A 20254-nucleotide genomic window follows, 5' to 3' on the forward strand; every position below is an offset into this window, starting at 1 on the left:
GCAGCTCTCTCATGCCAGCAGCCGGTTCCAGCTGCCGTATTCGCCGCGAATCGGCCCGCGACGCAGACAGAGCGCGATCACCACCACCGCGCAGAGCAGGCTGTTGATCGTCGCCGCCATGTCGGCGCCGTGCAGGAAGGGCGTGAACAGCAGGATGGTGGCCAGGGGTATCATCAGCCAGCGCACCGGGCGGGCCGACTCGGCCATGGCGATGACACCCAGGGTGATGAGCAACGCACCGACCAGATGATCCCAATTGGCCAGGGTGCCCTCGGCGCCGAAGGTGATGCGGGTCAGCATCAGCCAGGCGCCGATCAGGATGCACAGGGCCAGGTTCCAGGGCAGGTTGACCCCGGTACCCAGCGCGTCGCCGAGAATGGCAGTGGGCTTGCGCTGGAAGTCCTCGTCCGGCGATTCGTTGGGCCCCTCGTCGGTGTCGCCGGTGAAGAAGATCTTGAGCACCGGAGCACCGGTCTTGCGACGCCGCTTGAGGAACTCACCGGTGGCGACGAACTCGTTGAAGGCGTAAGCGATCTGCAACAGCATCGCCCCGGCCTGGATTAAGCACAGTGTGCACCAGGTGCCGATCAGGATCGGCTGGATGATGATGAAGGTCACCGAGACCACGCCGAGCGGCACGATCAGCACGCCGAACGAAGCCACTACCCAGGGCATGGTGCGCCAGCGGTTGGCCGCGCCCATCAGACCGAGCATGATCTCCAGCATGTAGACCATGCCGCCCAGGCCGGCATCGGGCACCGGCCACGCCTCGGAGGCCGCCGAGGTGATGATGTCCTCGGTGCCGTTGAGGCCATCACGGGTGCCGTCGAAGAAGGGGTCCCACACTGCGTCGATGTGCCCCAACTGATAGGCGGCGAGATAACGCGAGATGAAAAAGCCGACGAAGGCCAGCGCGATGATCGGCATGCGCTGACGCCAACTCGACGGGTTGTTGTTCCAACCGGGCGGCGTGGTGGGGCCGGTCATGGCCGCCGCCGGTGAGACGCCGGGCGCCGGTCGCACCACCGCGGCGAAGCCGATGGCCAGGGTGCCGACGAGGGTGCCGTTGAGGTAGGCCGCGGCGCTGTCGCTCCAGAATACCAGTGGCGCGAACAGCACCCAAAGGCCGATTGCCGCGCACACCCAGCGCGCCCAGATCAGCTTCAGCGAGAGCGAAAGCGCGCCGAACAGCGTCAGCAGCAGGCCCGAGGCCATGTCGCTGTAGGCCATGGCGCCGTCATAACCCAAGGTGGCGGGGGAGACCACCAGCCAGGCGCCCAGGGAGATGTTGAAGAAGTGCGCCCACAGGAAACGGTAGTGCTCTCGCTGGGTGTGTGCCTGATGATCTTCCAGGACCCGCTCGGGATTGACGCCTTTCTCCTCGGCCTCCTCGATCCAGTCCGGCGGGGTGATACCGTTGGCCTCGTACCAGTCGTGGGGGTCGCTGAGCAGGTGGTCGACCATGGCCTCAAGGGTGTCGAAGACCTCGTGGCGCGGCTCCCAGCCAAGCTGTTTCCGCGCCCGGCGGATGTCGAGCTCGTAGTGATCGTCGGCCATGTCGATCATGAACGGCCGGATGAACGGCTTCTCGCCCTTGTCGAAGTCGTCCGGCACCAGTGGCTCGCTCTTCTCTTCCAGCAATGCGCCGGTCTTGGCCAGCGGCTTGGGCATGACCACGGTCTTCCATTTCTTCTTGCCGTGGATCAGCTCGCCCAGACGGTTCTGCAGCGCCTCGTAGCTGACGGCATGCTCCTCACCGATGAGGATCTCGTTCTTTTCTGGCAGTTCTCGGCGCCGGTCGATGGTGCGGCGAAAGGCCTCGATCATGTCCTCCTTGTGCACGCAGGCCTGGCCGGCGTTGGTGTTGCCCGAGTAGAAGTGGCTCTTGAGGGTGTGTTCGTAGATACGCGCGATCTGGTGGGAGAGCGTCGGCACGCTGGTCTCCTCGTCGTACATGCCGGCCAGGCGCAGCAGGGTGTAGGGCATGCGGGCATGTTTCCGGATCACCTCCTCGGTGCGCGCCTTGGACTGCGGATAGGCCCAGGTGGGGCCGATCGGCGTCTCCTCGCTGACCCGGCGGCCCGGTACCTGAGGCTCGTGCACGAGCATGGTGCTGGAGTAGATGAAGCGCTCGACGTTCATGTCTGCCAGCGCCTTGAGCAGGTTGCGCGTCCCCTGTTCGTTGACCTTCTCGTAGAGCGGCGACTCCTCACCGGTAAAGTCGAAATAGGCGGCCAGATGCACGACGGCGGCGATGTCGTTCCCGTGCCGCTCGGCGATCTCGCTCATCGTGCGCTTGATGGAGTCGACCTCGGTGAGGTCGAACTCGTAGCTCTCGTCCGCCGCCTCGCCTGCACTGCGGTCCAGTCCGATGATGTGGTAGTCATCCTTCAGGCTCCGGGTCAGGGCGCTTCCCACGCCTCCCGAAGCCCCGGTGATGACCACTACTGGCTTATCCCGATTCGTGACTTCCCTGTCTTGCATTATCAGGACCCCTTCTCAATCCGTGAGCGCACAGAACGATGATGCTCCCTCAAGCTAGACGGCTTTACCTCACAACGGCAAACCCAAGTTATTACACTAGATGTGTGCATTGGCTATGCTGCTGATGCGGTTGGCAAGCCTGCCAAACCGTCCGGAACGGAAAAGGAGTTTCTTGCGCATGAAGAGTGTCGTTGCCATCCGCCACGTTGCCTTCGAGGATCTAGGGATCTTCGAGCCGATTCTCGAGGAGTTTGGCTACCGCATCCGCTACCTCGACCCCGGGCTGCTGGGGCCGGATGCCCTGGAGTCGTTGGACGTCGACAGCCCCGAGCTGATGGTAGTGCTGGGTGGGCCGGTTGGCGCCAACGACGACGCGCTCTTTCCGTTTCTCGCCGCCGAGTTGGACGCCATTCGTCACCGACTCGATTCCGGACGTCCGCTGCTCGGTATCTGCCTCGGGGCACAGCTCATCGCCCGCGCCATGGGCGGGCGGGTCTTTCCGATGCCGGAAAAGGAGATCGGTTTTGCCGATGTCTATCTGACGCGTGAGGGACAGGAGGGGCCGCTACGCCACCTGGGCAACCCCGACCACGTCCTGCACTGGCATGGCGACATGTTCGAAACGCCACCCGGTGCCACGCGGCTGGCCTACAGCCACCCCTGTTCGCACCAGGCCTTCGCCGTGGGCGATCAGGTGCTGGGGCTGCAGTTTCATCTCGAGGTGAGCCCGGCCCGAATCGAGCCCTGGCTGATCGGTCATGCCGCCGAGCTTGCCGCGGCGGAGGTCGATCCGGTCGAGCTGCGTGAGCAGGCGCAGCTGTACGGTCCGGGCCTTGTCCAGCGCGGTCAGCAGGTGCTGCGCGAATGGCTGACCAACGCCGAGGCTACCCACGGCATCGAGTAGCGCCTTCACTCCTTGCGCTGCTTGAGCTGCTCCTTGAGCTGTTTGGGCACCTGCTTGATGATCAGCCGGTCCTGGCTTTCGTCATACTCGATGGTCGATCCCAGCAGATGGGAGTCGAAGCTGATCGAGACGCCGCCGGCGCGGCCGGTGAAGCGGCGAAACTGCCTGAGGGTGCGCTTGTCAGGCGGTATCTCGGGCGAGAGGCCGTAGTCGGCGTTGCGGATGTGGTCGTAGAACGCCTTGGGCTGCTGCTCGTCGAGCAGCTCCGAGAGCTCTTCCAGGGTGATCGGCTCGCCGCGGCTGGCCTGTTCGTTGGCGTAGTCGATCAGCGCCTCGGTCTTCTCCCGGCTCTGCTCCTCAGGAAGATCCTCCTGCTCCACGTAATCGCTGAAGGCCTTGAGCAGGGTGCGGGTCTCGCCGGTGGCATCGATCCCCTCGCTGGCGCCGAGTGCCGTGGCCAGATCCTCCGACAGCTTCCTGCCGCCGCGATCGTGAATCCATGACAGGTAATGGCGTGAGGCGGCGCCGTCCCGCCACTGGGTCAGATTGATACGCAGCCCCAGGCTCATGCGCGCCAGGTTGAGCTGCGCCGCGGGCACGACCCGCATGGCCGAGTCGATACCGAACCCCGTGCGCTGATGCAGCAATGCCACGCCGAGATAGTGGGTCTCACCCTGACGATAGTCGATGCACAACAGATGCCCGGAGGCGGAGAGGTGTGCGTCGACCAACGGCAGCAGGCGATTGGCCAGGGCCTGGCTGAAGGCGGCGAAATCGGTTTGCGTTTCCAGGTAGTCGGTCAGCTCTTGGATGAAGGGCGCTGTCGAGCCCGGCTCATTGGCGTCCTGCTCCCGGAAGTGCCCCCACGCCTTGGTCTTGGCATGGTAGGCATCGTGAAATCCCGACAGCAGGTCTTCCAGCAGCGGCGACGATGCCAACTCGGCAGTGGCTGCCCGCAGGCTTGCCGGCTCCTCGCCGCTATTCTTGTCGATCTCGTGGACGATGCAGTGCTGTATCGGCATGGCCGTCTCCGCCGTCGTGACGCTGGGCAAGCGTCGGTGGACTGTGCCGCTAGGCAGGAAGGCGAATCATACCGGGCCCGGCGTCGAGTTCAAGCCGGGGTGGTGGCAGCGCTCAGGCTTGCGCCGAGATCGCGGGCGGAGCCTCGCCGGCGACCATGACGCAGTTCCTGCCGCGAGACTTGCCGGCATAAAGTGCGTCGTCGGCACGCTGAAGTGCCGGTTCCAGGGTCACTTCTCCAGGCGCCACCTGGCTGATGCCGACCGTGACGGAGAGACGCTGGCCGGGAGGCAACACCGGCAATTGCAGGGAGGTTACCTTGTCCCGCAGGCGTTCGGCGATGGACGTGGCGGTCTCCAGGTTGGCCTGGGGCAGCGCGATGACAAACTCCTCACCGCCGTAACGGCCGATGATATCCGTTTCGCGCAGCACCGAGGCGCAGCAGGAGGCCACCGTCGTGAGCACCAGGTCGCCCACAGCATGGCCATGATGATCGTTGAGAGTCTTGAACAGATCGATATCGACCATGCAGATGGCCAGCGGAGTCTGTTCTCGATGGGCCCGGGTCAGCTCACGCTCCGCCAGTTCGAAGAAGTGCCTCCGGTTGGCGATACCGGTCAACGAATCGGTACTGGCCATATGGCGCAGCTGGGCTTCGAGCATCTGCCGCTCTTCGATCTCGCTCTGCAGCTTGCGATTGACGTCGCGCTCATCCATCAGCAGGGCGAACTGCTTGCGCTGCAGTCGGTTCAATCGGCTGAAGGTCAGCCATCCCATCAGGTTGGCGAAGGCGATGATCATCAAGGTGCTCGCCAGCATGCCGGGCGGAAGAGGCTTCCACAGCAGTGTCAGCAGAGTGAAACCGATCGACAGATAGCCATTCCAGAAGAGAATCCATGGCAGTCGATTGGGTATCAGCAGATAGATGGTCAGACTGGCCACCACGATGCTCGAGATGTGTAGCCCGACACTGCCCGGGTGCAGCAAGATCGTCAGCAGAAGACCACTGAGGGTGGCGAAGTAGACCAGATTGAGCGGCAGCGGCCGATGGGCCTGAACAGGGTGTCGGGTGATGTGACGGGCCAGCACCAGGCAGCTGAGAGCCACGCCGACACGGGTGGCGGCAAGGATGAGAAAGGTACCGCTCGCGCCAAGCAGCACATAGTCAGCCATGATGAACAAGAGGAAAGTGGCAGCGATCAGCCATAGCGCATAGCGCAGCTGCTGTGCGTCCTGTAAGCGCATGGTGCGGCGATAGAGGGCTTCCAGCGCGGCGAGGTGAAACTCGGCGCGCCAATTGAGCGAAGCTCCCTGCCTAGCTTCGTTCTTGCCAGCAGTCATTGCAGTGCCCTTGTGATAGAGCAACAGGCTCATTGTGGAATGGCTCTTTCGTTGCTCGCTTATTCTCGTGTGCTGCTCGTGCTGTCAGGTGGGCTGTGTTTGCCTGTTACTAGTTTGTAAGTACGGCATTTGGAAGCATGGCCAATAACGGGCAAGAGCGCCAGCGACGACTGTGCCGCAGCGCTCAATGGCGACGCTGACCGCTGTCCCCTTGCGCTACCTCAAGGTTTGAGCCGGTAGCCGGTGCGAAAGATCCAGTTGATCACCGCCAGGGCCACGCCGAGAAACAGCGTGATGATGACGAGGCTGGCCCAGATGCTGACGTCACCGGTGCCGTAGAAGCTCCAGCGGAAGCCGCTGACCAGGTAGACCACCGGGTTGAGCAGCGTTACCGCCTGCCATAGAGGCGGCAGCATGTCGATGGAGTAGAAGGTGCCGCCGAGGAAGGTCAGCGGCGTGACGATCAGCAACGGCACCAGCTGCAGCTTCTCGAAGCCGTCGGCCCAGATGCCGATGATGAAGCCGAGCAGGCTGAAGGTCACCGCGGTCAGGATCAGAAACAGCAGCATCATCAGCGGATACTGGATAGTGAAGGGCACGAACAGCCGCGCCGTGCCGAGCACGATTAGCCCCAGGATGATCGACTTGGTGGCCGCTGCCCCGACATAGCCGAGTACGATCTCGAAATAGGAGATCGGCGCCGAGAGGATCTCGTAGATGGCGCCCGAGAAGCGTGGGAAGAAGATGCCGAAGGAGGCGGTCGAGACGCTTTGGGTGAGCAGCATCAGCATGATCAGCCCGGGCACGATGAAAGCCCCGTAGCTTACACCGTCCACCTCGCTGATGCGGGTGCCGATGGCCGCGCCGAAAACCACGAAGTAGAGCGATGTGGAGACCACCGGGGAGACGATGCTCTGCAGCACGGTACGCAGGCTGCGGGCCATCTCGGCCTGGTAGATGGTTTTCACCGATTGCAGGTTCATTCGCTCTCCCTGACCAGATTGACGAAGATCTCCTCGAGCGAACTCTGTCGCGTATGCAGGTCCTTCACCCGGATGCCCGTTGCCTCTAGGTCGGCCAGCAGCCCGGCGATGCCGGTGCCCTCGTCCTGGCGGCTGACGTCATAGGTGTAGACCAGCGCATGTCCCTCGTCGGCCAACACGAGATCGTGGCCGCTCAGGGCGGCAGGCAGGGCTTCGAGCGGTACCGCGAGGTGCAGGGTCAGCTCCTTGCGCCCCAGTTGTCGCATCAGGGCGACCTTCTCTTCTACCAGCACCAGTTCGCCGCGACGGATGACGCCGATGCGGTCGGCCATTTCCTCTGCTTCCTCGATGTAGTGGGTAGTGAGAATGATGGTCACGCCCTGGTCGCGCAGGCCGCGCACCACTTCCCACATTTCCCGGCGAAGCTCCACGTCGACACCGGCCGTGGGCTCGTCGAGGAACAGCACCTGCGGGTTGTGCGACAGCGCCTTGGCGATCAGCACTCGCCGCTTCATGCCGCCGGAGAGCTCCAGCAGGCGGTTGTCGCGCTTGTCCCACAGGGTCAGGGCGCGCAGCACGTTCTCGATATGTGCGGGGTCCTTGGGCTTGCCGAACAGTCCGCGGCTGAAGCTGACCGTGTCCCATACCGTGGTGAATGCCTCGTTGGTCAGCTCCTGGGGCACCAGGCCGATGCGCTCGCGGGCTTCTCGGTAGTGGGCCACGTTGTCGAAGCCATCGACCCGGACGCTGCCGCTGCTGGCATTGACCAGCCCACAGATCACGCTGATCAGCGTGGTCTTGCCGGCTCCGTTGGGGCCGAGCAGGGCGAAGATCTCGCCGCGGCGGATGGTCAGGTTCACCTCCTTGAGTGCCTGGAAACCGCCGCCATAGATCTTGGAGAGCTGTTCGACCAGTATCATCGGCGTGCCGGCCTCGCCGCCGTCGCCGGCAGCGGAGCCTGGCTCCGGCATTCTGATTCGCGAAGGGTTGGCTGAGAGAGTCATGCGACGTCCCTGTTGGCGAAAGATCGAATCGACATGGCTCTATCCTAGCGCGAGAGGCCGCTCGACACAGAGGGCCAAATGAGAAAAGCCGCCGTGCGGTTCAAGGCACGAGCGGCTTCTCCTGGCGGGCGGCGTCATGCTGCCGCCAAAAACCGGCTATGGCTGGTTTTCAGCTACGGCTGGTGATCTCCAGCAAATGATAGCCGAACTGGGTCTTCACCGGCCCATGTACCTTGTTCAGCTCACCGGAAAACACCACCTCGTCGAATTCGCGCACCATCTGGCCGGGGCCGAAGCTGCCCAGGTCGCCGCCGCGGGCTCCAGAGGGGCAGGTGGAGTGCTCGCGCGCCACCTCGGCAAAGTCGCGACCGCCTTCGATCTCGGCCTTGAGCGCCTCGCACTTCTCTTCGCTGTTCACCAGAATGTGTCGCGCAGTTGCCTTGGCCATGTGGTACTCCTGTCGTGAGATGATGTCGTGAGAGGCTGTAATGAGAGCCCGTCTTGGGATAAAGCGCGCAGCATAGCATGCACACGCGCGCTGCCGAAGGTCATCCCTCGTAGGCGGCCAACTCGACCTGAGCCGCCGAGTCGCGCAACGGCACCAGGGCCTGATATTCGGGGGAGGCGTACCACTGCTCCACGGCCTTGCGGTCGGGAAAACGCAGCATCACGATGTTAGGATGCCCCGGCTCTCCTGCCAGCATGGCCGTACGTTGCCCTCGCATGATCACCTCGCCGCCCCAGGGAGCGATGGTTTCGGGTACGCGTTCGACGTACTCCATCCACCGCTCGGGGTCATGTACCGTGACTTGTCCGACCACGTAGGCACTGCCCATGAGTGTCCTCCTGTTGGTTATCCGCCCACGCCAAACCTTAGCCGCAGATTCTGCAGGCCGTCGAGTTCCATGCGCACCTCGTCGGAGAAGATGGGGTGACCATGCAGGCGCACGGTAACCGTGGCGTCGGCGCCGCGATAGCTGACCTCTGCACGGATGGTGGCCTCGGTACTGAGCGGTGCCAGCGGTGCATATTCGACGCGCTGGACTTCCAGGGCGGTGAGGCCGCGTGCCTCGAGCTGCTCATCGATGGCCTGTCTGACGACGTGGCCGTAGTAGAAGTAGAGGCCGCCATAGGCGAGTGCGGCCAGAAAGATCAGTGAAATGAGTCGGCCCAAGTTCAGTCTCCTTTGCGTTCGTCGCGTGTCGATGCCAGCAGTACCCGGTCCATCCCCCGGGTGGTGAGCAGACGCTTTAGCACGCCGAAGAGGTGGGTCGGAAGCGTGACATGATAACGCGCCTTCGGCCGGCGGCTCTCCAGCGCGTGGATCAGCTTGTCGACCACGGCGTCCGGGCTCAGAGTGAAGGCACCACCCGAGGAGGCGCCTCTTCCTGCCAGCCGGGCCTCGACGACACGGTAAGTGTCGCGATGGTAGCTGCGCTGGGCATCGATGTGCTCGAGAAAGGCGTGATAGGCGTTCTCGCGGAAGCGGCTGGCAATCGGACCGGGTTCGATCAGGCTGACGTGGATGCCGCTGCCGTACAACTCCTGACGCAACGTATCGGTGAGTCCTTCCAGAGCGAACTTGGAGCACACGTAGGCCCCGCGATACGGCAAGGCGGCGAAACCGAGCACCGAGCTGTTCTGCACGATCCGGCCGAAGCCCTGTTCGCGCATGACGGGAACGATCCGGATGGTCAGCTCATGGGTGCCGAGCAGGTTGACTTCCAACTGAGTACGCAGCACTTCGCGGGAGAGGTCCTCGACGGCCCCCGGCTGGCCGTAGGCGGCATTGTTGAACAGCGCGTCGAGCCGGCCGCCGGTGTGCGCCAGCAGCTGCTCCACGCAGGCGGCAATGGAGTCGCTCGAGACCAGCTCCAGGGGCAGCGCCTCGAGCCCTTCATTGCGCAGGCGCGTCAGGTCTTCCTCGCGGCGGGCGGTGGCGAACACGCGCCAGCCCCGCTTGGCCAAGGCATGGGCGGCGGCATGGCCGATCCCGCTGGAGCATCCTGTTACCAGTACGCTGCGCTGAGTCGCATCGTGCCGTATCGTCGTGGTATCGCGGCTCATGGCAGAGGGATCTCGTTGACCTTGTGCGGTATCTGGTAGCCGCGCTGCACCGCCGGGCGGGCGGCGATCTCCAGGTACCAGCGCTTCACGTTGGGGAAGTCGTCAAGACTGATACGCTGCCACTCGTAGCGCGATACCCAGGGCCAGCAGGCGATGTCGGCAATGGTGTACTCATCGCCGGCCAGGTAGGCGTTGTCGGCCAGGCGCGCGTCCAGCACGCCGTAGAGGCGCACGGCCTCGGCGTGGAAGCGCTCTTCGGCATAGGGGGCCTTGCCCGCGTTGAACTGCAGGAAGTGGTGGGCCTGCCCCAGCATGGGGCCCAGGCCGCCCATCTGCCACATCAGCCACTCCAAGGTGCGGTAGCGTTTTTCAGGCTCGCTGGGCAGGAATCGGCCCGCCTTCTCAGCCAGATAGATCAGGATTGCGCCCGACTCCATCAAGGCCGTGCCGGTTTCGGCATCGCGAATGGCTGGAATCTTGTTGTTCGGGCTCACCTCGAGGAAGGCCGGCTCGAATTGCTCGCCCTTGGTAATGTCTACGGCGTGGGTGCGGTAGGGCAGGCCGAGCTCTTCGAGCAGAATGGAAACCTTGCGGCCATTGGGGGTGGTCCAGGTCCAGAAATCGATCATCGTGTAGTCCTTGTCAACGGGAACGGGATGCGCAACGTCAGACCCGCAGGGTTGTCGGAGACCTTACCATCTCGTCACGCAGTGGCGGAACGGCCAGCCGCATTGCCGGCGCGGTCGGGTTCGTGGTGGCTCGATGCCGGCTATGCTGAACGACATGCCGGCTCGATGAATCGCGTGACTCGGTCCGGGGGGGCAGTGTGCCACCCACGGGGACCGGCGCTTCTGCACGAGGCTTGTCAGTCAGGCGAGTCCCCGGGAGAATGGCCGCGACGCGGTTGCCAATGCTTGCACAAGCACGTCAAGGGGGAGACATGAGGGTGAGAGCGACGCTGTGGTCATGGCTGGCGACAGCGATGCTGTCGGCCATGGCAGGGGTGGTCCAGGCCCAGGATGAAGTCGAGACCGTCGGCATGATGACGGGGCAACTGGATGGGCAGGAGCGCGAATGGTTCATTCTCAGCCAGGGGCTGGATTCCAACGCCACCTTCACCGAATTGGGCGATACGGTTGTGATCGATCTGGTCGGCTTCACCGCACCGGACAGCTGGCGTGTGCGTGATTCCCTCTCGCTCAGTATCACCCTGGAGAAGGGTGAAATCGCCAAGTTCGACCTGTTGCACCCCATCGGCGCTAGCGTGATGCCGCCGGTGTTCACTTCCGACAACGCTGAGATTCGCCTGGCATTGGATACCTTCGAGGTGGAAGGCAGCAAGGCCCATGTGGCGGGCAGAGTGGAGGGCGTGCTGGCCCTGCAGCAGGCGCTGGGCGAAGAGGCGAGCCTGGAAGAGGGCATCGACATCGCGGTGGAGTTCGATGCCAGCGCATCCCGCATCGAATATTGAGTCGCATTTTTCTCGCCTCACCGCGCTGCTTGCCGAGTGGCAAGCGGTTTGGCGTCCGCTCCCGTTCACTCAGCGTCGCACCACCTGGTGCGACCGTTATCCGCAACTGACCGAAACGCTGCTGGGGCTCAGCGACGCCCAGCTCGCTCCCCTGCAGGCCGATCCCTGGCACGACTCTCCGCTAGCGGACTGGCTGCCGGTCGCCGAGCTGGCCGGGCTGGTCGAGCTCGCGCCGCTGGCCATCAAGGGCGAGCCGCTGCCGGCGGCCTGGAGCGAGCATGTCGGTGGACGCAAGTGGCAGCAGATCGAGGCCTTCGTCCAGCACCTGGACGTGGCACCCGGTGAGCGCCTGCTGGAGTGGTGCGCCGGCAAGGGGCATCTATCTCGCGCCCTGGCCAGACAGCATGAGCAGGAGGTCAGCTCCCTGGAATGGCAGGCCAGCCTGTGCGAGGAAGGCCGACGGCTGGCCGCGGCGCAGCAGGCAGCGGTTCGGCTGTACCGCCAGGACGTGCTGGCCGACGAGGTGGCGGATTTTCTCTCTGCCGATACACATGTCGTTGCGCTGCACGCCTGCGGCGATCTGCATCTCGGGTTGCTCGAGCGCGTCGTGGCATCGGGCTGTGCCGTGACCCTGGCGCCATGCTGCTATCACCGCACGCAAGCGGCGGACTATCGCCCCGTATCGCAGCTCGGACAGACGTTATGTCACAGCCACTCGCTGCATCTGGAGCGTGCCGATCTGGCGCTGGCGGTACAGGAAACCGTTACGGCGCCACAGGGGGTGCGTAGACATCGTGAGCGGGCCAATGCCTGGCGGCTGGGCTTCGATGAGTTGCAGCGAGAGCTGCGTGGCGTAGATACCTACCTCCCCGTGCCCAGTCTGGCCTATGGCCAGATGCCAGGCAGCTTCGATGCCTTCTGTCACTGGGCGGCCCAGCGCAAGGGGCTGGCGCTCGAGGGCGGGCTCGACTATCGGCGATACGAGTCCGCGGGCTGGCAGCGGCTGGCGGAAGTGAGTCGGCTGGAGCTGGTGCGCCATCTTTTTCGGCGTCCGCTGGAGACGTGGCTGGCCTTGGATCGCGTGCGGCGGCTCGAAGAAGCCGGCTTCAGGGTGGAAATCGGCACTTTCTGTGCGCATCGTTTGACCCCGCGCAACCTATGCATTCGCGCCAGGACGTCATAATCTCAAAGTATTGGCAGTCTCATGCCTTTAGCTCAGGCGTAAACTGCCGAAATAACGATATGACCATTATTATAACGACGCCTGCTCATACCCGAGACAGGACGTCGATACGCAAGGGGCTAGCCGTTGACCAGTGACGATCACGCTTCGTTCTTCGAGCAGCTGTTCAATACCAATCCGGCCATCAAGCTGCTGATCGACCCCAGAGATGGGCGGATCGTCGACGCCAATGCTTCCGCCGTGCGCTTCTACGGCTATCCCGCCGACGTGCTGAAGCAGTTGAGGATCACCGACATCAACTGCCTCGAGCCGGCGGAGGTGCTCGTCAACATGGCCAAGGCGGAAGCCTGCCAGCAGCTGTTCTTCGAGTTCAAGCATCGCCTGGCCAGCGGCGATGTGCGCGACGTGCACGTCTACTCGGGGCCGGTCTGTCTGGAGGGGCGTGAATATCTTCACTCGATCATCATCGACGTCACCGACGAGAAGCGCTACAACGCTCAGTTGGAGACCTATAACGACCTGTTCCACAATCTGCCCGTTGGGGTCTATCGCAATACCGCCGAACCGGAAAGCCGCTTCACTGCGGCCAACCCCGCGATGCTGAGGATCTTCGAGGCCGAATCCTTGGAGGCGCTGTTGAGCGTACGGCCCTCATCGATGTATGAGAGCGTCGACGAGCTCAAGTCCTTCATTGCCGATCTGGAGCGCGACGGGGTCGTGAGCCGCCGTCCACTGCGACTGCGTACCTTGAAGGGAGCCCTCATCTATACCGAGGTCACTGCACTGCGTCAGGTCGCGGAAGATGGCAGCATCGACTTCAGCGGCATCGTCGAGGATGTGACGGCTCGCCATGCCGCCGAGATTAAACGGGACCGGCTGACCCACCTGATGGATGCGTCTCCCGACATCGTCTCGATTGCCGATGGCCAGGGTCGTGTGGTCTATCTCAACAAGGCCGGGCGCGACCTGCTCGGCACGCTGCCCGACAAGCTCGCCGATGCGTTGGTCAGCGCGCATCCGCCATGGGTGTGCCGTCTCATCGAGGAAGAAGGCATACCTTGCGCCATGGAGCGCGGCTACTGGTATGCGGAGACCGCCGTGCTGGGGCGTGACGGTGAAATACCGGTTTCCCAGCTGATCGTGACGCGGCGCGGCGAAAACGGCGAAATCGACAGTGTTGCCACCATCATGCGCGATATCAGCCAAGCCAAGCAGCACCAGGCGGAGCTCGAGTATCACGCCGGTCACGACCCACTTACCGGCGCGGTCAACCGTAACCGCTTCCTCGACCTGCTGGTCCGCGAGCGCAAGAGAGCGCGTCGCAGCGGCGAGCCGTTGAGCCTGATCATGTTCGATCTGGATCACTTCAAGCGCATCAACGACACCTTCGGCCACAGTGTGGGCGACATGGTATTGAAGAAGCTGGTGCTTACCTGCCGTGGGCTGCTGCGCGAGGTGGACGTGCTGGCGCGCTGGGGCGGCGAGGAGTTCATGCTGCTGTTGCCGGCCACGCCGCTGTTGGGGGCGGTTAACCTTGCCGAGCGGCTGCGTCAGGCCATTGCCGAGGAGCCGTTTCCGCCGGTGCCGATCCTTACCAGCAGCTTCGGTGTCGCCGAACTGGGGCCAGAGGAGGCGGAGGCACAGTGCTACAAGCGCCTCGATAAGGCTCTCTACCGTGCCAAGGCGAATGGCCGCAACCGCGTCTGCGTGGCCGAGCCGGAAGCACTCAGCGGTTCACTTCCAGATGAATCTCGATAGTGCGAAGCACACGCTGCCGATCGATCCAGCCGCTTACCCGCCCATCCTGCATAACTGGAATCTGATTCAGCCCGTGCTCGTTGAGCAACTGGAGAACCTCGTCGGCTTTGGCGCCGGGTGAAACGTGATGCAGCTTGTGCAGCGGCGTCATGATGTCGGCAACCCTGGTCTTGGCCCACTGGGCGTGCTCCACATGTCGCGCATCGCTGAGTGATACCAGCCCTTGCACATCGGCGATATCGGTACCCACCAGGAAGGCACGGCGGCCGGAAGGCAATACGTCTTCATGCAGCCACGCCCCAACGGAGCGATGTGGATCGACCAGCGGAATCTCTGCTTCGGCCAGGTCACGGGCGCGCACCCCGGCGAGCCGCTCCCTCAGCAGGTGCATGCGCCCCTGTGCCTGGGTCATGTTGAGCAGGAACCAGGCGATCAGCATGATCCACAGACCGCCCACCAGATTGCCGGCCACCAGGCTCCAGATGGCCAGGCCGAACAGGCCGTAGGCGACCAGCTTGCCGCTGGCAAAGGCGGTTGCATTGGCCTTCTTGGCGTCGTCAGTCACTTTCCAGACCAGCGCTCGCAGCACGCGACCACCGTCGAGGGGAAAGCCGGGGATGAGGTTGAAGAGCGCCACCAGAAGATTGATGGTTGCCAGCCAGTTCAGCGCAACGGTAACCGGCGCGTACCAGGCGGTCGTCATGATGGCAAGCACAGCGAATATCGCCGCCAGAGCGAAGCTGACGATCGGTCCGGCAATGGCGATGGCGAACTCATCGTTTGCCTTATCGGGGTCGCGGGCCATCTGGGCCACGCCGCCGAAGATGAACAACGTGATGGCTGTGACGGGCACACCGCGGCGGATGGCCACCAGGCTGTGCCCAAGCTCATGGGCCAGTATCGAGGAGAAGAAGAGCAGGGCGGTTACCAGGGCGGTGAGCACTGCCGTGGACATGCTCCAGTCAGGATACTGATGACTGAAGCCCGCAGTCATGGTCGTCAGCAGCAGGGCAAAGATGATCAGCCAACTGATATGGACTTCCAGGCGAATACCGCGGAAATGACCTATGACCAGCACTGACTTGAACATCTGCGGCCTCCTCGCTCTGATTTGACTCAGTTTGACGGCATTGTCTGATAAAAGCCAAGCCGTTCGATCGGCCTGAACGTTTCCCTTTTCAGCGACAGGTCAGGCACCTATCTTGAGCAGTGGGGTGTCCAGGGAGAGAGGGTGATGAATGGCAACGGACCGCAAAGGTGGCGGTAACTGGCCCAGTACCGCTGTCGGTGCTGCTGAGAGCTTCCTGAGATGAAGCGTACACGCTCGCCGTTGGCGACCGTGTTGGGCGTGCTGGGTCTCGTCTGCGTTCTTGTGCTGGGCGGAGGCTATTGGCTGATGCTGCATATGCCGGGCACATCCTTCCGTGGCAAACCCCCGCCGCTGGGCGCCGAGGGTGAGGAGCTGAGAGAGCGCCTTCATCGTCACGTGAGGGTCCTGTCCGATGAAATCGGGGAGCGCCACTACTGGCGACCGGAGGCGCTCGAAGCCGCTGCCGACTATATCGAAGGGGCCCTGGCAGAGGCCGGCCATCGGCCCAGGCGCCAGGAGGTGCCTGCCGGCAGCCGAGTCTTCCACAACATCGAGGTGTTACTTCCCGGCGCCGGCGATGCCGACGAGGTGCTGGTGGTAGGGGCACACTACGACACGGTGCGTGGCAGCCCGGGGGCGGATGACAACGCATCCGGCGTGGCCGTGCTGATCGAACTGGCACGTGAGCTGCAGAGGGCCGAGCTCGATCGCCCCCTGCGTCTGGTGGCGTTCGTCAATGAAGAGGCGCCGTTCTTCGGCAGCGATGCCATGGGCAGCCTGCACTACGCGCGACAGGCCAAGGCCGAAGGGTGGAACGTGGTGGGCATGATCTCGCTGGAGATGCTCGGCTACTACAGCGACGAGCCAGGCAGTCAGTTCTATCCGTTCCCTCTCGATCTGTTCTATCCGGACCGCGGAAACTTCCTCGCTTTCGTTACGCATCTGGGATCGCGTCGACTGCTCCATCAGGCCATCGGCGAATTTCGTCGTCACGCCACGATACCGTCTGAGGGCCTGGTGGCGCCGCCACAGATGGGCGAGATACATCGCTCTGACCACTGGGCCTTCTGGGAAATGGACTTTCCGGCCATGATGCTCACGGACACCGCCAACTTCCGCAATCCCCATTACCATGGCCCCAGCGACACCCACGAGCGATTGGACTACGTTGCCATGGCCAGGGTGACCGAGGCCTTGGCGGCCATGCTCGAGAGCATGGCCCAACGATAGTGCAGCAGCCGAAAGCACCCGGCCGGGGCGGCCGGGTGTGGGTGTCGCTGCCACTGGCGAGTTCAGTGATGACGGCTGAACTGGCCGTGGGGGCATTCGCCCATCAGCTTTTCGAACTCACTGCCGCTCATGTGCAGCAGCGTTTCGTGATCGCCTGCGTCGAAATAGATGTCCGGCTGGTGCCGCAACATGTCGTCGACATAGACCTGCAGGCCATAGGCCTGGCCAACCGGGGTGATGGCCCCCGGGTCGCAGTCGTTGAAGCGGCTCACGATATCGTCTTCCGCAGCCAGTTCGACCGGCTCGTTGAACAGCCGCGACAGGCTCTCCAGATCGGCATCGCAGGTGCTGGGCAGCACCGCGAGGCGATGGCCGGAGCGGCTGTGCAGCATGATGGCCTTGGCTAGCTGTTCGCCGGTAATGTGCGACTGCTGGGCAATGCGGCTGGCACTGACTTCGTAGTCGTGCTTGACCTCCTCGTAGTCGATATCACAGGCTCTCAAGTATTCCCTAAGGGTGGCCGGGATCGCCATGGCACTGTCTCCCTCGGCACACAGGCCGACGTTCGCTGGTGAAGCGCATCCATGCTGCAGTGTTTCCTCACCTCTTCAGCATAGTGCCTGTGGGTCCTCTGAGCAGGGGGCGATCGCTCAGCCGTGAGCAAGGAATCGATGTGACCTTCACCAATACCTCGCTGGATATACAGGCTCTCCCCGCGCTTGCGGAGGCGCCGCTGGAGGCCGTTTCTCCTCGTCTGGCGCCCTGCCAGGCCGTGCTGCGCAGCCTGCACTGGCTACTGCTGACGGGGCTGGCCGCCTTCGTGCCCTTCATGATTGCAGAGATCGCCGCCTGGCAGCCGTGGCCGGCGCTCGCGGTGGCTCTGCTCGGCGCCGTCGGCGTCGTGTTCGGCTGGCTCGAAGCGCGTCGCCGGGCCTACGGCCTGCGTCAGCACGACCTGATCTATCGACGCGGCCTGTTGGTGCAGAGCACCCAGGTGCTGCCGCTGGCGCGCCTGCAGCATATCGAGACCTCGAGCAATCCCGTCGAACGCGCCTTCGGCCTGGTACGCCTGGTGTGTTTCACGGCGGGAGGAAGAGGGGCGGACATGGTGCTCGAGGGCTTGACCGCGGATCGGGCCGCGGCGATTCGCCGGCATCTTTTGACCCGCCTGGAGGGGGCGGAACCGGAATCTACGGGAACTGATGCGCCATGAGCGAAGCGTCACCGCTCGGCGAAGGGCAAGGCGGGGAAGTGCCGTGGCAGCGTCTTTCGCCCTGGGCGGTACTCCTGCTGCTGCTCAGCGGCAGTGCGTCGCTGCTGCGCCAGCACATGCCGCTGGTACTCGGTGCCGGGGCCGGCCTGGCACTGGTGGAGCGCCTGGGCCTGCGTGAGCTGGCGGTGGGTGGGGCGGGGCTGCTGGTCTTGGCGGGGCTGGTCAGCCTGCTCTACTACCGCCGCTTTCGCTACTGCTGCGACGGCGATGTGCTGATCGTGCAGAAGGGATTGCTGGAACATCGCGAGTTCAAGGTGGCGGCGCGCCACGTGCAGAGCATCGTCATCCGCCAGCCGGTCTACATGCGCCCCTTCGGCCTGGTGCTGTGGGAAGTGGAAACGCTGGCCGGCGAGGCGTCGCGCATCGCCTTGCCGGGCATTCGCCGCGAACGGGCGGAAGCGCTCGAAAGGCAACTGCGGCCGCCGGAGGACAGGCGCCGGCAGGCCGAGCCACGGCCGGGTGCAGCGGCCGAGTCCTTGCCTGAGGAGATGCAGGCCGTGACGCGCTTTGCCATCAGTGCCAAGGCAATCATGCTGCACGGCCTGGCCAGCCGCTCGATCTACCTCATCGCGGCCATGCTCTCACCGCTGGTACGCCCGCTCGAGCGCTGGCTGCACGACCGGCTGCCGCAGCTCGATCTCGGCGCCTGGCTGCCGGGTTCGCCGCTACTGGCGGTTGCCGCGGGGCTCCTGGCGGTGGTGACCTTGTTGGCACTGCTGGCCATTCTGGCCGCCTGGTGGCGCTTTCACGGTTTCGTGCTGCTCGACGCCGGCGAGCGACAGATTCAGCGCAGCGGCCTGGTTCATCGCCAGGAGCAGACCCTGAGCCTGGCGCGGCTGCAGGTAGTGGAGTGGGTGCAGACGGGGCTCGGCCGGCTGCTCGGGCGTGGCTATCTGGTGTGCCACCAGTACGGCGCGCTGGGCGGCGATGCGGGAGAGTCGCGCCGCTTCCTGGTGCCGGGACTAAGCGAGGCGCAGGGGGCGGCGCTGACAGCGCATTTCTGGCAGAGCGACTCAGGGCAGGGCGACTCAGGGCAGGCGGCTGCCAGGCAAGCGCTGCGTCGGGTCGATCCCAGCTATCGGCGGGTGCTGTTCCTGCGTTACCTGTTGCTGTTCGTCGGCGGGGCGGCACTGGTACTGGGCCTGCTGATACCGCTCGAGCTCTCCTGGCCGGCCTGGGGCGGCTTGGCTGCAGGGCTGCCGCTGTTGGCCGCCGTGCTGGCTCACTTGCGCTGGATCGCAACCGGTTGGGCTCAAGAGGGTGACTTCTTGCGCGTTCGCCGCGGTGTGGTGGGCCAGCGCACCGGCATCTTTCCCCTGCGGCATCTCATCTCGCTGCGGCTTCAGCAGAGCTGGATGCAGCGCCGGCGCGGCGTTGCCACCCTGCATCTGGAGCTGGCCAGCGGCCGGCAGACTCTGCCCTATCTCAAGGAGGACGATGCCTGCCGCCTGGCTGATATGCTGCTCTTCACCGCCGAGAGCACTCAGCTCGTCTGAGCGTCAGCACCGAAACGGCGGTGCAGCCAGGCGTTGATAGCGTTGGACTCGTACAGCCACTCCTGGCGACCATCGTCATGCGCGATCAGCAGACACGGGACCTTGACCTTGCCACCGCCCTCTTCCAGTTCGAGGCGGCGATCCGGGTCGAGCTGGGCATCGCGGACCTCGATCTTGAGGCCCAGCCGTGCCATCTCCTTGCGCACCTTGATACAGAACGGGCAGGAGCGAAACTGATACAGCGCCAGTTGGCGGCATGCCTCGTCGACCTCAGCCTGCTCCTGTTCGCTGCGTTCGACGCTCTGCGGTGTGGAGAGCTTTTCGGTGATCAGCATGACCGGCGACAACACCAGCCGTAAGCCGCGAAAGAAGTAGCGCAACACGATTCTCATTGTGACCCCGGGGATGGATGAAGTTTTCAGGGGCCACATGATGCCGTGCCAGGCATCGAGTTCCAAGCCAGTGTACGTAATAGCTCCCTATCCCGCGGCCTCGCTGGGTGAATGATCAGCGACTCGGAGTTGCTTGGGCAGTGCCCATGAAGGTATTACATTATCCAATCGAACGGCGATAGGTGATGGTGAACATGAAAGTGAAACGGCAGCGTCAGGGATTCGTCGCAGGGCTGATGCTTGCAGGCCTGACGGCCTGCTCGGATCCGTCGGCCGAGCTGCGCGAAGTCACCCTGCCGGTGCTGGTCAACCAGGCCGAACAGCTCGACGGCACCAGAGTGCGCACCGAGGGCGTGGTGCGACACTTCGAGGATCCGCTGCATTACTGGATCGAGGATGAAGACCTGAACCGGGTCGAAATATTCCCTCACGAGGAGATCGCGCCGCACCTGGGGGAAACGGTGCGCGTCGTCGGCAATTTCGAGTACTCTGCCACGGAAGGGCGTCGTTTGACGCTGGAGAGCGTCGAGCCAGTCGCAGGTCAGTAGGCCATGGCGG

The 20254-nt window shown here is 63.9% G+C and carries 21 protein-coding genes; 8 read left to right on the forward strand and 13 right to left on the reverse strand.

Annotation, left to right across the window (positions count from 1 at the left end; all coding sequences use genetic code 11):
- Nucleotides 1-9 precede the first annotated feature (9 nt).
- On the reverse strand, nt 10-2484 hold the full coding sequence (locus tag HOP53_RS01830) for an NAD-dependent epimerase/dehydratase family protein (RefSeq protein ID WP_234268429.1): 2475 nt from the start codon (nt 2482-2484) through the stop codon (nt 10-12).
- Nucleotides 2485-2662: 178 nt separating this feature from the next.
- On the opposite strand from HOP53_RS01830, the gene HOP53_RS01835 reads away from it, so the two are divergent.
- Nucleotides 2663-3388: a glutamine amidotransferase gene (locus tag HOP53_RS01835; protein ID WP_234268430.1), complete on the forward strand. Its 726-nt coding sequence runs from the start codon at nt 2663-2665 to the stop codon at nt 3386-3388.
- Between the two features lie 5 nt (nt 3389-3393).
- Here HOP53_RS01835 and yejK read toward each other — a convergent pair whose 3' ends face one another.
- From yejK to HOP53_RS01880, 9 genes are all read right to left on the reverse strand, one after another.
- The gene (yejK, locus tag HOP53_RS01840; protein ID WP_234268431.1) at nt 3394-4410 is read right to left on the reverse strand and encodes a nucleoid-associated protein YejK; all 1017 of its coding nucleotides are present in this window, start codon (nt 4408-4410) and stop codon (nt 3394-3396) included.
- 112 nt (nt 4411-4522) lie between these two features.
- Nucleotides 4523-5782 (reverse strand): GGDEF domain-containing protein, encoded by a 1260-nt coding sequence (locus tag HOP53_RS01845; RefSeq protein WP_234268432.1) that lies wholly within the window; start codon nt 5780-5782, stop codon nt 4523-4525.
- Nucleotides 5783-5970: 188 nt separating this feature from the next.
- A complete protein-coding gene (locus tag HOP53_RS01850; RefSeq protein WP_234268433.1) occupies nt 5971-6732 on the reverse strand; it encodes an ABC transporter permease in 762 nt (253 codons plus the stop codon).
- A complete protein-coding gene (locus tag HOP53_RS01855; protein WP_422677600.1) occupies nt 6729-7652 on the reverse strand; it encodes an ABC transporter ATP-binding protein in 924 nt (307 codons plus the stop codon). Before HOP53_RS01855 ends, HOP53_RS01850 begins: the two co-directional genes overlap by 4 nt.
- 253 nt (nt 7653-7905) lie before the next feature.
- Entirely contained in the window at nt 7906-8184 is a 279-nt protein-coding gene (locus tag HOP53_RS01860; RefSeq protein WP_191224347.1) for a peptidylprolyl isomerase, read from the reverse strand.
- Nucleotides 8185-8284: 100 nt separating this feature from the next.
- Entirely contained in the window at nt 8285-8572 is a 288-nt protein-coding gene (locus HOP53_RS01865) for a DUF1330 domain-containing protein (RefSeq protein ID WP_234268434.1), read from the reverse strand.
- Nucleotides 8573-8589: 17 nt separating this feature from the next.
- On the reverse strand, nt 8590-8910 hold the full coding sequence (locus HOP53_RS01870) for a hypothetical protein (RefSeq protein WP_234268435.1): 321 nt from the start codon (nt 8908-8910) through the stop codon (nt 8590-8592).
- Between the two features lie 2 nt (nt 8911-8912).
- The gene (locus tag HOP53_RS01875) at nt 8913-9803 is read right to left on the reverse strand and encodes an SDR family NAD(P)-dependent oxidoreductase (RefSeq protein WP_234268436.1); all 891 of its coding nucleotides are present in this window, start codon (nt 9801-9803) and stop codon (nt 8913-8915) included.
- Complete coding sequence (locus tag HOP53_RS01880) at nt 9800-10432, reverse strand: glutathione S-transferase family protein (protein WP_234268437.1); 633 nt, start codon at nt 10430-10432, stop codon at nt 9800-9802. The genes HOP53_RS01875 and HOP53_RS01880 overlap by 4 nt, the downstream gene beginning before the upstream one ends.
- 311 nt (nt 10433-10743) lie before the next feature.
- Here HOP53_RS01880 and HOP53_RS01885 point away from each other — a divergent pair, with 311 nt between their 5' ends.
- From HOP53_RS01885 to HOP53_RS01895, 3 genes are all read left to right on the forward strand, one after another.
- Entirely contained in the window at nt 10744-11274 is a 531-nt protein-coding gene (locus tag HOP53_RS01885) for a hypothetical protein (RefSeq protein ID WP_234268438.1), read from the forward strand.
- The gene (locus HOP53_RS01890; protein ID WP_234268439.1) at nt 11246-12457 is read left to right on the forward strand and encodes a methyltransferase; all 1212 of its coding nucleotides are present in this window, start codon (nt 11246-11248) and stop codon (nt 12455-12457) included. Before HOP53_RS01885 ends, HOP53_RS01890 begins: the two co-directional genes overlap by 29 nt.
- 126 nt (nt 12458-12583) lie before the next feature.
- On the forward strand, nt 12584-14215 hold the full coding sequence (locus HOP53_RS01895; protein ID WP_234268440.1) for a sensor domain-containing diguanylate cyclase: 1632 nt from the start codon (nt 12584-12586) through the stop codon (nt 14213-14215).
- On the opposite strand, the gene HOP53_RS01900 is transcribed toward HOP53_RS01895, so the two are convergent.
- Nucleotides 14184-15305 carry a site-2 protease family protein gene (locus tag HOP53_RS01900; protein WP_234268441.1) on the reverse strand — a complete coding sequence of 374 codons (1122 nt, stop codon included), beginning with the start codon at nt 15303-15305 and terminating at the stop codon, nt 14184-14186. The genes HOP53_RS01895 and HOP53_RS01900 overlap by 32 nt on opposite strands.
- A 219-nt stretch (nt 15306-15524) precedes the next feature.
- Between HOP53_RS01900 and HOP53_RS01905 the strand changes: the two genes are divergently transcribed.
- The gene (locus tag HOP53_RS01905; RefSeq protein ID WP_234268442.1) at nt 15525-16535 is read left to right on the forward strand and encodes a M20/M25/M40 family metallo-hydrolase; all 1011 of its coding nucleotides are present in this window, start codon (nt 15525-15527) and stop codon (nt 16533-16535) included.
- A 62-nt stretch (nt 16536-16597) separates the two neighbouring features.
- Here the strand turns inward: HOP53_RS01905 and HOP53_RS01910 are convergent, their stop codons facing one another.
- Complete coding sequence (locus tag HOP53_RS01910) at nt 16598-17068, reverse strand: aminoacyl-tRNA deacylase (RefSeq protein ID WP_234268443.1); 471 nt, start codon at nt 17066-17068, stop codon at nt 16598-16600.
- A 140-nt stretch (nt 17069-17208) separates the two neighbouring features.
- Here HOP53_RS01910 and HOP53_RS01915 point away from each other — a divergent pair, with 140 nt between their 5' ends.
- Nucleotides 17209-17748 (forward strand): PH domain-containing protein, encoded by a 540-nt coding sequence (locus HOP53_RS01915; RefSeq protein WP_234268444.1) that lies wholly within the window; start codon nt 17209-17211, stop codon nt 17746-17748.
- Nucleotides 17745-19304 (forward strand): PH domain-containing protein, encoded by a 1560-nt coding sequence (locus HOP53_RS01920; RefSeq protein WP_234268445.1) that lies wholly within the window; start codon nt 17745-17747, stop codon nt 19302-19304. The genes HOP53_RS01915 and HOP53_RS01920 overlap by 4 nt, the downstream gene beginning before the upstream one ends.
- Here the strand turns inward: HOP53_RS01920 and HOP53_RS01925 are convergent.
- On the reverse strand, nt 19292-19696 hold the full coding sequence (locus tag HOP53_RS01925) for a glutaredoxin family protein (RefSeq protein WP_234268446.1): 405 nt from the start codon (nt 19694-19696) through the stop codon (nt 19292-19294). The genes HOP53_RS01920 and HOP53_RS01925 overlap by 13 nt on opposite strands.
- A 194-nt stretch (nt 19697-19890) precedes the next feature.
- On the opposite strand from HOP53_RS01925, the gene HOP53_RS01930 reads away from it, so the two are divergent.
- Nucleotides 19891-20244: a hypothetical protein gene (locus HOP53_RS01930; protein WP_234268447.1), complete on the forward strand. Its 354-nt coding sequence runs from the start codon at nt 19891-19893 to the stop codon at nt 20242-20244.
- Nucleotides 20245-20254 lie beyond the last annotated feature (10 nt).

Origin of the sequence: Billgrantia ethanolica, from assembly GCF_021404305.1 — a bacterium.
GTDB lineage: Bacteria > Pseudomonadota > Gammaproteobacteria > Pseudomonadales > Halomonadaceae > Halomonas > Halomonas ethanolica.

Coding starts and splice junctions, on each gene's coding strand:
- HOP53_RS01830 (WP_234268429.1), bottom strand. CDS start 2,484: ATGCAAGACAGGGAAGTCACGAATCGGGATAAGCCAGTAGTGGTCATC.
- HOP53_RS01835 (WP_234268430.1), top strand. CDS start 2,663: ATGAAGAGTGTCGTTGCCATCCGCCACGTTGCCTTCGAGGATCTAGGG.
- yejK (WP_234268431.1), bottom strand. CDS start 4,410: ATGCCGATACAGCACTGCATCGTCCACGAGATCGACAAGAATAGCGGC.
- HOP53_RS01845 (WP_234268432.1), bottom strand. CDS start 5,782: ATGAGCCTGTTGCTCTATCACAAGGGCACTGCAATGACTGCTGGCAAG.
- HOP53_RS01850 (WP_234268433.1), bottom strand. CDS start 6,732: ATGAACCTGCAATCGGTGAAAACCATCTACCAGGCCGAGATGGCCCGC.
- HOP53_RS01855 (WP_422677600.1), bottom strand. CDS start 7,652: ATGATACTGGTCGAACAGCTCTCCAAGATCTATGGCGGCGGTTTCCAG.
- HOP53_RS01860 (WP_191224347.1), bottom strand. CDS start 8,184: ATGGCCAAGGCAACTGCGCGACACATTCTGGTGAACAGCGAAGAGAAG.
- HOP53_RS01865 (WP_234268434.1), bottom strand. CDS start 8,572: ATGGGCAGTGCCTACGTGGTCGGACAAGTCACGGTACATGACCCCGAG.
- HOP53_RS01875 (WP_234268436.1), bottom strand. CDS start 9,803: ATGAGCCGCGATACCACGACGATACGGCACGATGCGACTCAGCGCAGC.
- HOP53_RS01880 (WP_234268437.1), bottom strand. CDS start 10,432: ATGATCGATTTCTGGACCTGGACCACCCCCAATGGCCGCAAGGTTTCC.
- HOP53_RS01885 (WP_234268438.1), top strand. CDS start 10,744: ATGAGGGTGAGAGCGACGCTGTGGTCATGGCTGGCGACAGCGATGCTG.
- HOP53_RS01890 (WP_234268439.1), top strand. CDS start 11,246: ATGCCAGCGCATCCCGCATCGAATATTGAGTCGCATTTTTCTCGCCTC.
- HOP53_RS01900 (WP_234268441.1), bottom strand. CDS start 15,305: ATGTTCAAGTCAGTGCTGGTCATAGGTCATTTCCGCGGTATTCGCCTG.
- HOP53_RS01905 (WP_234268442.1), top strand. CDS start 15,525: ATGAAGCGTACACGCTCGCCGTTGGCGACCGTGTTGGGCGTGCTGGGT.
- HOP53_RS01910 (WP_234268443.1), bottom strand. CDS start 17,068: ATGGCGATCCCGGCCACCCTTAGGGAATACTTGAGAGCCTGTGATATC.
- HOP53_RS01920 (WP_234268445.1), top strand. CDS start 17,745: ATGAGCGAAGCGTCACCGCTCGGCGAAGGGCAAGGCGGGGAAGTGCCG.
- HOP53_RS01925 (WP_234268446.1), bottom strand. CDS start 19,696: ATGAGAATCGTGTTGCGCTACTTCTTTCGCGGCTTACGGCTGGTGTTG.
- HOP53_RS01930 (WP_234268447.1), top strand. CDS start 19,891: ATGAAAGTGAAACGGCAGCGTCAGGGATTCGTCGCAGGGCTGATGCTT.